This window comes from Planococcus sp. BI3, assembly GCF_056680115.1.
Genome location: NZ_CM155266.1, coordinates 2,531,282 through 2,543,678 on the forward strand (window position 1 = coordinate 2,531,282; position 12,397 = coordinate 2,543,678).

9 protein-coding genes are annotated in these 12,397 nt (G+C 43.2%); all 9 read right to left on the bottom strand.

Translation table 11 applies throughout. The features are described 5' to 3' along the window. Positions 1 to 20: 20 nt before the first annotated feature. A complete protein-coding gene (gene ilvN, locus AC1MEO_RS12805; RefSeq protein ID WP_480330984.1) occupies positions 21 to 533 on the bottom strand; it encodes an acetolactate synthase small subunit in 513 nt (170 codons plus the stop codon). Continuing rightward, a complete protein-coding gene (ilvB, locus tag AC1MEO_RS12810; protein WP_480330986.1) occupies positions 530 to 2,257 on the bottom strand; it encodes a biosynthetic-type acetolactate synthase large subunit in 1,728 nt (575 codons plus the stop codon). The genes ilvN and ilvB overlap by 4 nt, the downstream gene beginning before the upstream one ends. Before the next feature lie 361 nt (positions 2,258 to 2,618). Beyond that, entirely contained in the window at positions 2,619 to 3,518 is a 900-nt protein-coding gene (gene ilvE / locus AC1MEO_RS12815; RefSeq protein ID WP_480330988.1) for a branched-chain-amino-acid transaminase, read from the bottom strand. Positions 3,519 to 3,843: 325 nt separating this feature from the next. Beyond that, positions 3,844 to 5,031: an elongation factor Tu gene (gene tuf, locus AC1MEO_RS12820; protein WP_480330990.1), complete on the bottom strand. Its 1,188-nt coding sequence runs from the start codon at positions 5,029 to 5,031 to the stop codon at positions 3,844 to 3,846. Between the two features lie 114 nt (positions 5,032 to 5,145). Then, the gene (gene fusA, locus AC1MEO_RS12825; protein ID WP_480330993.1) at positions 5,146 to 7,224 is read right to left on the bottom strand and encodes an elongation factor G; all 2,079 of its coding nucleotides are present in this window, start codon (positions 7,222 to 7,224) and stop codon (positions 5,146 to 5,148) included. A gap of 54 nt (positions 7,225 to 7,278) precedes the next feature. Next, entirely contained in the window at positions 7,279 to 7,749 is a 471-nt protein-coding gene (gene rpsG / locus AC1MEO_RS12830; protein WP_215102521.1) for a 30S ribosomal protein S7, read from the bottom strand. 44 nt (positions 7,750 to 7,793) lie between these two features. Further along, positions 7,794 to 8,213, bottom strand: coding sequence for a 30S ribosomal protein S12 (gene rpsL / locus AC1MEO_RS12835; RefSeq protein WP_480330996.1), 420 nt, complete (start codon positions 8,211 to 8,213; stop codon positions 7,794 to 7,796). Between the two features lie 97 nt (positions 8,214 to 8,310). Then, positions 8,311 to 8,559: a ribosomal L7Ae/L30e/S12e/Gadd45 family protein gene (locus AC1MEO_RS12840; protein WP_480330998.1), complete on the bottom strand. Its 249-nt coding sequence runs from the start codon at positions 8,557 to 8,559 to the stop codon at positions 8,311 to 8,313. A gap of 134 nt (positions 8,560 to 8,693) precedes the next feature. Beyond that, positions 8,694 to 12,299: a DNA-directed RNA polymerase subunit beta' gene (rpoC, locus tag AC1MEO_RS12845; RefSeq protein WP_480331000.1), complete on the bottom strand. Its 3,606-nt coding sequence runs from the start codon at positions 12,297 to 12,299 to the stop codon at positions 8,694 to 8,696. Between the last annotated feature and the right edge of the window lie 98 nt (positions 12,300 to 12,397).

The window sequence follows — 12,397 nt, forward strand, 5'->3', positions numbered from 1 at the left end:
TCCTCCTCGAGTTTGGGTTTTTATAGGATGTTCAATTGCGGTGTTTGTGCTTTTTGGGTTTCTCTGACAAAAGCGGATACCCCGGTTCGGGTCAGCTCTTTCACACCATAAGGCCTCATCAGATCAATAAATGCTTCAATTTTTTCCGGATCGCCTGTTACTTGGAATGTGGTGACATTTTTGCTCATATCGACGACTGTCGCACGGAATGGTTCAACAATGCTGAAAATCTCGTTTCTGACTGCCGGAGGGACGACCACTTTGACCAGCGCCAGCTCCCTCATCACCATCGCCTTATCAGTAATGTCATTCACTTTGATCACATCGATTTGTTTCTGCAGCTGTTTCAGTAATTGTTCCAGCTTGCCTTTATCTTCTACATTGACCACAAAAGTCATTTTCGACATTCCAGGCTGCTCTGTGTGACCAACCGAAATGCTTTCGATGTTGAACTGCCGTTTCATCAGCAATCCGGTAACGCGGTTCAACACTCCACTCTGGTTGATTACGGTTGTTGTAATGACTCGTTTCATTCGCCTTTCACTCCGATCATTTCATTCAAGCCTTTGCCAGGTGCAACCATCGGATAAACAGATTCCATCTGCACCACGCGGCAATCGATCAAGACCGGCTCGTTTGAATTAAGTGCTTCTGCGAAAACCACTTCTGCTTCTTCCATTGTTTCCACTTTATAGCCTTTGATATCATAAGCTGTAGCCAGCTTCACAAAATCAGGTTGAACAGGAATCATAGACTGGGAATAACGCCCTTCGTAAAATGTTTCCTGCCACTGTCTGACCATTCCCAGACTTTGATTGTTTAAGATGATAACCTTTACTGGGATACGAAGCTCTTGAAGCAAAGACAGTTCCTGTAAAGTCATTTGGAAGCCGGCATCCCCTACAATAGAAATGACCTGCTCATCGGGTTTCGCTAATTGCGCGCCGATAGCTGCAGGAAAACCAAAGCCCATCGTGCCAAGGCCGCCTGAAGTTACCCAATTATGCGGATTATTAAAGCGGTAATATTGAGCCGCCCACATTTGGTGCTGGCCCACATCCGTAGTTACAACTGCATTGCCTCCGGTCAAGCGGTGTATCAACTCAACCGCTTGTTGAGGAAGAATACCTTCCCGGCCTTTCAAATGGTATTGAAGCGGATATTCCGCTTTATCAGCGGATAGCTTCGCTAACCATTCAGCTGTGTCCGGGCTTTCAAACGGTTGTTTCAGCAATTGAAGCAAAGCTTCTTTAGCGTCCGCCACAATCGGGATAGCTGTTGGAACATTTTTGCCGATTTCTGCGGGGTCGATGTCGATATGGATTACTTGTGCATTTGGCGCAAAATGAGCAAGATTCCCGGTCAACCGGTCATCAAATCGTGCACCAATATTCATCAGCACATCGCAATCACAAATCGCTGTATTGGCTGTATAGGTTCCGTGCATGCCAGCCATGCCTAAGAATAGTTCATGTTCGCCAGCAATGCTGCCCAGACCAAGCAATGTATTGGTAACCGGAATTTGGTGGCGTTCCGAAAAAGTTTTCAGTTCTTCTGTCCCTTTGGCAGCAAGTATGCCCGCTCCTGCTAAGATCAACGGCTTTTTCGCTTGGGACAATAATTGCACTGCTTTTTGGATCTGCAGGTAGTTCGGGTTCGTCGTCGGTTGATAACCCGGTAGATAAACCGCTTCTTCTTCTTTATTGGATAAAAACAATTCCGTTGCGATATTTTTCGGTATGTCGACCAGAACCGGTCCTGGACGTCCAGTAGAAGCGATATAAAATGCTTCTTTTATAATTCTTGGCAAATCCGCCACTTTTTTCACTTGGTAATTATGCTTCGTGATCGGTTGTGTGATGCCGATGATGTCCGCTTCCTGAAAAGCATCGGTTCCGATTACTGAAGTTGCAACTTGCCCTGTGAAAATGACCAGCGGCAAGGAATCCAGCATCGCATCTGCTATTCCTGTGACCAAATTCGTTGCACCAGGACCCGATGTGGCAAGCACAACTCCGGGTTTACCGGATACTCTTGCATATCCCTCTGCTGCATGAATGGCACCTTGTTCATGTCTGGCCAAAATATGGCGTATCGGATTTTTATGCAAGGCATCATAAATTGGCAGCACCGCGCCTCCCGGATATCCAAAAATGATTTCTACACCCTGACCCTTTAAAGATTGAATCAGTACGTCTGCACCACTACCTGTCAGCTGCTGTTTAACTTCTTCTCTTACTTGTACGTTTACTCCCAATCCTTCCGCCTCCTTTTCTAAGTCTCTGGTGGAATAAAAACAAAGAAGCTTTTCCATCCCTACACAAAGAAACATGTTCTTCGCATAGGGATGAAAAAGCTTCATGGTACCACCCTATTTCACTGCGCAACCGCAGCCTCATGGATAAGCAATGCTTATCCGTTGATAACGATGCCTTTTAACTTGCAAGTCACCGGGACTACCTAAACAGCCGAAGCTTTTCAGTAATCCACTCGGAGGGGATGTCGCAAATGGTTGCATTACCGGCTTCCACCTATACCGGCTCTCTGTGAATACAATTTCCATTTGCTTTAACCTCGTCATTGAGTTGAACTCATATTTGATTGAGGTGATTCCTGTCTTATACTACGTTTAAATGATCTGTGTAAACTTTCACGCCATCATTCTGAACAAGCTCTCTGAATGATTCAAGCAGATCGTTCGTAACCGGCCCCGGTTTCCCTTCGCCAATTACTCGGCCATCCACTTTTACTACTGCAATTACTTCAGCAGCCGTTCCTGTTAGGAATACTTCATCTGCTACATACACATCATGTCTAGTAAAAACACCTTCTTGAATGTCGTAGCCTTTCTGAGCAGCTACATCCATGATTGCATTGCGTGTAATTCCTTCAAGCGCTCCTACATAACCTGGAGGAGTCAGTAATTTGTTTTTGCGGACAATGAAGATATTGTCTGCTGAACCTTCAGCTACATAACCTTGATCGTTCAGCATAAGCGCTTCGGAAACGCCTGCCAGGTGAGCTTCAAGTTTCACTAAAATGTTATTCATATAGTTCAACGATTTAACCTTTGGACTTAAAACGTCCGAACGGCTTCTCCGTGTAGCAACCGATACAATCTCAATGCCTGTTTCATACATCGATTTCGGAAACAGCGATAACGGTTCCGCGATTACAATTACACTTGGGTGGGAGCAGCTGTAAGGGTCTAATCCAAGATTCCCGACACCCCGTGAAACGATGAGTCGAATATAAGCATCCTTGAACTTATTTTCTCTCAGTGTTTGAACAACAATCTTAATCATTTCCTCAAAAGTATGTGGAATCTCGAGCATCACGGATTTTGCTGAATCGTAAAGCCGCTCTAAATGTTCTTCCAGTCGAAAGACATTTCCGTTATAAGAACGGATTCCTTCAAACACACCATCACCGTATAAAAAACCGTGATCATAAACTGAAATTTTAGCGTCTTCCTTTTTAACGAATTCACCATTTAAATAAATTACTTGTTCGCTCATGATGTCCACTTCTTTCTCGAAAGTTTTATAATATGCAATATATCGAATTCCGTTTGTGTCTTGTAAATTGTTGCTATCATATCGCCTATTTGAAGACGTGTCAATCAACTTCATGCCCTTTTTTTATCTATTTTGACTATTTATAAACAATGTATCCGTTTTCATTGTTGCTATTACTGGTTTTGAAAGATTTTTTAAAAAATTTGAATATTTTATGAACGGTGCTTAACCTTAATAATAGTATTGCTAATTTCTTTACTTTAATGCAAAAAAAGACCCTGTCTCAATAAATGAGACAGGGTCTTTCATCAACACTCAGCAGTTATTACTTAGTGATTGTAGCAACAACGCCAGCGCCTACAGTACGTCCACCCTCACGGATAGAGAACTTAGTTCCTTCTTCAAGTGCGATAGGAGAGATTAGAGAAACGATCATTTCGATGTTATCTCCAGGCATAACCATTTCTACACCTTCAGGAAGGTTACAAACGCCAGTTACATCAGTTGTACGGAAGTAGAACTGTGGACGGTAGTTTGTGAAGAATGGAGTGTGACGTCCACCCTCTTCTTTTGAAAGAACATAAACTTCAGCTTTGAATTCAGTGTGTGGAGTAATTGTGCCAGGTTTAGCCAATACTTGTCCACGTTGTACGTCGTCGCGAGAAACCCCACGAAGAAGTGCACCAATGTTGTCGCCAGCTTCAGCATAGTCAAGCAATTTACGGAACATTTCTACTCCTGTTACAGTAGTAGATTTTGGTTCTTCAGTAAGACCAATGATATCAACGTTATCACCGATTTTGATTTGTCCGCGTTCAACGCGTCCAGTAGCAACAGTACCACGGCCAGTGATTGAGAATACATCCTCAACAGGCATCATGAATGGCTTGTCAGTGTCACGTGGTGGAGTTGGGATATAGCTATCAACTGCATCCATCAATTCAACGATTTTTTCTTCCCATTCTGCTTCGCCTTCAAGAGCTTTAAGAGCAGAACCTTTGATGACAGGAATGTCATCGCCAGGGAAGTCATATTCTGATAGAAGGTCGCGTACTTCCATTTCAACTAGTTCAAGAAGTTCTTCGTCATCTACCATATCGCATTTGTTCATGAATACTACTAGGTAAGGAACACCAACTTGACGTGAAAGAAGAATGTGCTCACGAGTTTGTGGCATTGGGCCGTCAGCAGCAGATACTACTAAGATCCCGCCGTCCATTTGAGCAGCACCAGTGATCATGTTTTTAACATAATCGGCGTGTCCAGGGCAATCTACGTGTGCATAGTGGCGTGCTTCAGTTTCATACTCAACGTGTGAAGTATTGATCGTGATGCCGCGCTCTTTTTCTTCAGGTGCGTTGTCAATCTGAGCGTAAGAACGAGCTTCCCCGCCTGATTTTTTAGCTAGAACTGTAGCGATTGCTGCAGTCAAAGTTGTTTTACCATGGTCAACGTGACCAATTGTACCAATATTCGCGTGCGTTTTAGAACGATCAAATTTAGCTTTTCCCATTAGAAAAATCCTCCTCAAAATGTAAGTGAATGCTCATTTGAAGTGCTAGAACGATAGGGCCCTATCATTCTAGACATACAAATTATTTATACTTTATTAAAGATCAAAATTCAATTATTGACCTTTATTTTTTTTGATGATTTCTTCAGAAATTGATTTCGGTACTTCTTCATAGTGATCGAAGTGCATTGAGAACACACCACGGCCTTGCGTATTTGAACGCAATGAAGTTGCATAACCGAACATTTCTGCAAGAGGTACCATAGCACGGACAACCTGTGCGTTTCCGCGAGCGTCCATACCTTCTACACGGCCTCGGCGTGACGTAATGTCACCCATGATATCTCCAAGGTATTCCTCAGGGATAACAACCTCAACACGCATAATTGGCTCAAGAAGAACCGGTCTAACTTTCGAAATTGCATTTTTAAGTGCCATCGAAGCAGCAACTTTAAATGCCATCTCATTCGAGTCAACATCATGGTAAGATCCGTCGAACAAGCGAGCTTTAATATCAATCAAAGGATATCCGGCAATAACACCATTGTCTAGTGAGTCACGAAGACCCGCTTCAACTGCTGGGATGTATTCACGTGGAACAACACCACCAACGATACCATTTTCAAATTCAAAACCTGCTCCTTCTTCGTTTGGAGAGAATTCAATCCAAACGTGTCCGAATTGTCCGCGTCCACCAGATTGGCGTACGAATTTACCTTCAACTTTAGCAGACTCACGGAATGTCTCACGGTAAGATACCTGAGGTGCACCTACGTTAGCTTCTACGTTGAATTCACGGCGCATACGGTCAACTAGGATATCAAGGTGAAGTTCACCCATACCCGCGATGATTGTTTGGCCAGTTTCCTGGTCAGTGTGCGCACGGAAAGTAGGATCTTCTTCTTGCAGTTTCGCAAGGGCTTGACCCATTTTATCTTGATCCGCTTTTGACTTAGGTTCCACAGAAAGTGAGATAACAGGTTCTGGGAATACCATGCGCTCAAGAACAACCTGCTGTTTTTCGTCACATAAAGTATCACCAGTTGATGTATCTTTAAGTCCGATAGCAGCAGCAATGTCTCCACAATATACTTCAGCGATTTCTTCACGGGAGTTTGCGTGCATTTGAAGGATACGTCCAACGCGCTCACGCTTGCCTTTAGAAGAGTTCTGAACATATGAACCAGATTTAAGGAAGCCAGAATACACACGGAAGAAAGTCAATTTCCCTACGTATGGATCTGTCATTACTTTAAACGCCAACGCAGAAAATGGTTCTTCTTCGCTAGGTTTACGCAAAACTTCTTCATCTGAATCCGGAAGAACGCCGGTCATTGGAGGTACATCCAATGGAGATGGTAGGTAATCAATTACTGCATCAAGCATTAATTGAACCCCTTTATTTTTAAATGCAGTTCCGCAAACTACTGGGTAAAACTCAACGTCTAGCGTTCCTTTACGGATACCAGCTTTAAGTTCTTCTACAGTAATTTCTTCCCCACTAAGATATTTTTCCATCAAGTCTTCGTCAAGCTCAGCAACAGCTTCCACTAATTTAGTGTGCCATTCTTCTGCAAGCTCTTTATGAGATTCTGGAATTTCACCTTCTGTGATTTCAGTTCCCAAATCATTTGCATAGAAACGAGTGTTCATTTCAACTAAGTCGATAATTGCTGAAAAGTCGTCTTCAGCGCCGATTGGCAACTGGATCGGGTGTGCATTAGCCTGTAGGCGATCGTGTAATGTGCCTACAGAATAAAGGAAATCAGCACCGATTTTATCCATTTTGTTGATGAATACGATACGTGGAACTCCGTATGTTGTAGCTTGACGCCAAACTGTTTCAGTCTGAGGCTCAACACCTGATTGAGCATCAAGAACAGTAACAGCACCATCAAGTACGCGCAATGAACGTTCAACTTCTACAGTGAAGTCTACGTGTCCTGGAGTATCGATGATATTAACACGGTGGTTTTTCCAAGAAGCAGTTGTAGCAGCAGAAGTAATAGTAATTCCACGTTCCTGCTCTTGTTCCATCCAGTCCATTTGAGAAGCACCTTCATGCGTTTCACCAATTTTGTGGATTTTACCAGTGTAGTATAAAATACGCTCCGTAGTAGTCGTTTTACCAGCATCAATGTGTGCCATGATCCCGATATTACGTGTTTTGTCTAAGGAGAACTCTCTAGCCATGTTATTTTTCTCCTTCCGTTTCTGATTAAGATGTTAAAAACATCTCGAAAGAAATTACCAGCGATAGTGAGCGAATGCTTTGTTAGCTTCAGCCATTTTATGCAAATCTTCACGTTTCTTAACTGATGAACCAGTATTATTGGCTGCATCCATGATTTCATTAGCCAAACGCTCTTCCATTGTTTTCTCTCCACGAAGACGTGAATAGTTCACCAGGAAGCGAAGACCTAAAGTTGTACGGCGTTCAGGACGAACTTCAACCGGCACTTGGTAGTTAGCTCCACCAACACGGCGAGAGCGAACTTCAAGAACTGGCATAATGTTAGTCAGTGCTTGTTCGTATACTTCAATCGGATCTTTACCGCTGCGTTCTTTTACTAACTCAAACGCTCCGTATAGGATCTTTTGTGAAGTACCTCTTTTTCCGTCAACCATCATTTTATTAATTAAGCGTGTCACCAATTTCGAATTATAAATTGGATCTGGCAACACATCACGTTTAGCTACAGGACCTTTACGAGGCATGTATGTTCCTCCTTTCAACGAAATCTCTTCGTTAATTTAACTTATTATTTTTTTACTTTAGGACGTTTAGTTCCGTATTTAGAACGGCTTTGCATACGGCCGCTTACTCCAGCTGTATCAAGTGCTCCACGTACGATATGGTAACGTACACCCGGTAAATCTTTTACGCGTCCGCCGCGAAGAAGAACTACACTGTGCTCTTGAAGGTTGTGACCTTCTCCAGGGATGTAAGCATTAACCTCGATTTGGTTAGTCAACCGTACACGAGCATATTTACGTAATGCCGAGTTTGGTTTTTTTGGTGTCATCGTACCAACACGAGTACATACTCCACGTTTCTGTGGTGATGTCACGTTAGTTTGAGACTTTTTAAAGCTGTTGTACCCTTTGTTTAGCGCTGGTGAACCTGATTTCGTGATTTTTGGTTTACGAGGCTTGTTAACTAATTGGTTAATTGTAGGCATCGATTTTTCCTCCTCTCAAAAGGTGTTCTAATACCACATATCCAGGTGGTTCATTTTTGGGTAAAAAACAAAGTCTTTGTGTTTTACACAAAAACTGTTATCCAGTAATAGCCACAGCAGCTGCACCGACATTAATGCCATATGCTTTGCCAAGCTTTAATCGTGAATCTGCAAATTCGATCCGAACACCTTTTTCTAAGGCTAGTTGGATAATCTGTTCGGTCATTCGATCGTCCGCGTCTTTTGCCACTATTATCTTTTGGACAATGCCGCTTTTTAATGCTTTTACTGTCTGCTTTGTACCGATGATTATTTGACTTGCCTGTTTTACTTTTTCATTAGACATTTGCATATCCTCCAAAGTGTCAGACCGTTAACCATCAACCCTCAACATATTATCATCCTATGACAATGCTGTCAACTGAATTCTTAAAAAATCCCGGGGGGTTATTTATAACTCCCCCGGAATCAAAAATCTTTTTATGATTCTGTACCGACAATTTCCTGCTTCGCTGCTTTTTCGCTTTGAGCAATCTTAATTTGACGGTAACGCTGCATTCCTGTTCCAGCTGGAACAAGTTTACCGATGATGACATTCTCTTTCAATCCTAGAAGTTCATCACGTTTTCCTTTAATCGCTGCATCTGTTAAGACACGAGTCGTTTCCTGGAATGATGCGGCCGATAGGAATGATTCTGTTTCAAGGGAAGCTTTTGTGATCCCTAGAATTACAGGACGGCTTGTAGCTGGCAAGTTGCCTTCTAGCACCGCTTTAACGTTGGCTTCAGTAAATTGGTGAATATCCAAAAGTGAACCTGGCAGCAATTCAGTATCACCGGCTTCAATGACGCGGACTTTACGGAACATTTGACGAACCATAACTTCAACGTGCTTATCGCCGATTTCTACTCCTTGCATACGGTATACTTTTTGAACTTCTTTCAATAGATAGACTTGAACAGCTTGAACGTCTTTTACTTGTAGCAATTGTTTCGGATCGATTGAACCATCCGTCAATACTTCGCCTCGAACGATTGCATCATCAACTTGAACCTTGATGCGTGAATTATAAGGAGCTAGATATTTACGTGTTTCAACCTCACCTTGAATCGTTACTTCCTTCTGGCCTTCACGAATTTCATCAATTTCAGTAACCGTACCTGTAATTTCAGAAATCACTGCCTGGCCTTTCGGATTACGTGATTCAAATATTTCCTGGATACGCGGAAGACCTTGTGTAATATCATCTCCTGCAACCCCGCCTGTGTGGAATGTACGCATCGTAAGCTGAGTTCCTGGTTCACCGATTGATTGAGCCGCAATAATACCTACTGCTTCGCCCACTTCAACTTCGTCTCCAGTTGCCAGGTTAGTACCGTAGCATTTCTTACAAACGCCGTGTTTTGTATTACATGTAAACGCAGAGCGAATCGTTACTTCTTTGATGCCCGCTTCAAGAATGAGGCGAGTCAGATCTTGTGTAATCAATTCATCTTTCGCTACAATTATTTCTTTTGTTTCCGGATGGCGGATTGTTTTCTTAGCATGACGGCCAACGATACGCTCATCAAGCTCTTCAATCACTTCAGTGCCCTCCATCAACGCTCCAACCAGCAATCCTCTGTCAGTGCCACAGTCATTTTCGCGGACGATTGCATCTTGTGCAACGTCTACCAGACGACGAGTCAAGTAACCAGAATCGGCTGTTTTAAGTGCTGTATCGGCAAGACCTTTACGGGCACCGTGTGTAGAGATGAAGTATTCAAGTACAGTCAAACCTTCACGGAAGGATGATTTAATCGGAAGTTCGATAATGCGCCCAGCCGGGTTGGCCATGAGTCCACGCATACCAGCAAGCTGTGTAAAGTTGGATGCATTACCACGCGCTCCGGAATCACTCATCATAAAGATTGGATTCAAGTTATCAAGAGATGCCATCAGTTTGCTCTGAATAATATCTTTTGCATTGCTCCAATATGAAATGACGCGTGCATATCGCTCTTCTTCTGTAATCAATCCGCGACGGAATTGTTTCATTACTTTATCTACGTTTTCTTGTGCATCAACAAGAATTTCTCCCTTGTCCGGAAGAACTACGATATCCGCCACACCAACAGTAATGCCGGCTTGTGTCGAATATTTGAACCCAAGGCTCTTCATGCGGTCAAGCATTTTAGAAGTTTCCGTAATATGGAAACGTTTGAATACTTCCGCGATGATCTCCCCAAGAATTTTCTTCTTGAATGGTGTCACAAGTTCCGCTTCTTCAATATGCTTGCGAATATCAGTCGTTGTAGCGACGAAATATTTCGCTGGCGTTTCCACCTGCAGATTGTAATCAGTCGGCTCGTTGATATACGGGAATGACTTCGGCAGAATTTCATTGAAAATAATTTTACCGACAGTTGTCAATAAAAGCATTTTGTTCTGTTCTTCTGTGAACGTCGGGTTGTTGACGGCTCCAGCTAGAATTGCAATACGTGTATGCAAGTGCACATGGCCTGTTTGATAAGCGATCATTACTTCTTCAGGTCCTGAGAAAGTTGCGCCTTCTCCTGTAGCACCTTTGCGCTCAAGTGTTAAGTAATAGTTTCCTAGAACCATATCCTGAGATGGTGTTACAACAGGTTTTCCGTCTTTTGGATTCAAAATGTTTTGAGCTGCAAGCATCAATAATCTTGCTTCTGCCTGTGCTTCGGATGATAAAGGTACGTGAACAGCCATTTGGTCACCATCGAAATCGGCATTGTATGCAGTACATACAAGCGGATGAAGACGGATTGCTTTACCTTCAACTAGTGTCGGTTCAAATGCCTGGATACCCAGTCTGTGAAGAGTCGGTGCTCGGTTCAATAGAACCGGATGCTCCTTGATGACGTCTTCCAGTACATCCCAAACTTCAGAATGAAGACGTTCGATTTTGCGTTTTGCGCTCTTGATGTTGTGAGCCAATCCACGTTCAACCAATTCTTTCATAACGAACGGCTTGAACAATTCGATTGCCATTCCTTTCGGCAAACCACATTGATACATTTTCAGGTTAGGTCCGACTACGATAACGGAACGGCCTGAGTAATCAACTCGTTTACCAAGAAGGTTCTGACGGAAACGCCCTTGTTTCCCTTTCAGCATATGAGAAAGAGATTTCAATGGACGGTTACCAGGTCCTGTAACCGGACGGCCACGACGGCCGTTATCGATTAATGCATCAACAGCTTCTTGAAGCATACGTTTTTCGTTCTGTACGATGATGTTTGGTGCACCAAGATCCAAAAGACGCTTCAGACGGTTATTCCGGTTGATTACGCGGCGATAAAGGTCATTTAGATCAGAAGTCGCAAAGCGGCCGCCATCTAATTGAACCATCGGGCGAAGTTCAGGTGGAATAACAGGAAGAACATCAAGAATCATCCAATCAGGATTGTTTCCTGAATTACGGAATGACTCAACCACTTCAAGGCGTTTAATCGCACGAGTACGTCGTTGGCCTTGAGCCGTTTTCAACTCTTCTTTTAAAGAATCCGTTTCGCGTTCAAGGTCAATTTCCTGCAATAGACGTTTGATTGCTTCTGCTCCCATAGCAGCCTGGAATTTTTTCCCAAACTTATCACGGTAAGCGCGGTATTCTTTTTCAGAAAGAAGTTGTTTCTTTTCAAGTGGTGTATCCGCAGGATCGATTACTACATAAGAAGCAAAATAAATAACTTCTTCAAGTGAGCGTGGGGACATATCCAGGATAAGTCCCATGCGGCTCGGAATTCCTTTGAAATACCAGATGTGCGAAACGGGAGCTGCTAATTCAATATGCCCCATGCGTTCGCGGCGAACTTTTGAACGTGTGACTTCAACGCCACAGCGATCGCAGACAACGCCTTTGTAGCGGACACGCTTGTATTTACCGCAATGGCATTCCCAGTCTTTCGTAGGACCGAAAATACGTTCGCAGAACAAACCATCTTTTTCAGGTTTCAGTGTACGGTAATTGATTGTTTCTGGCTTTTTGACTTCTCCATAAGACCATGAGCGAATTTTATCGGGTGACGCTAATCCGATTTTCATATACTCAAAATTATTAACATCTATCAAGGAGCCTACCTCCCTTTTGTCTCGAGTTTCTGTACGGCTCTTCCTCGGTAATGGCTAAGTGAATAAATGGAGAACGGCCGGTTAAAGCCGTTCGAATC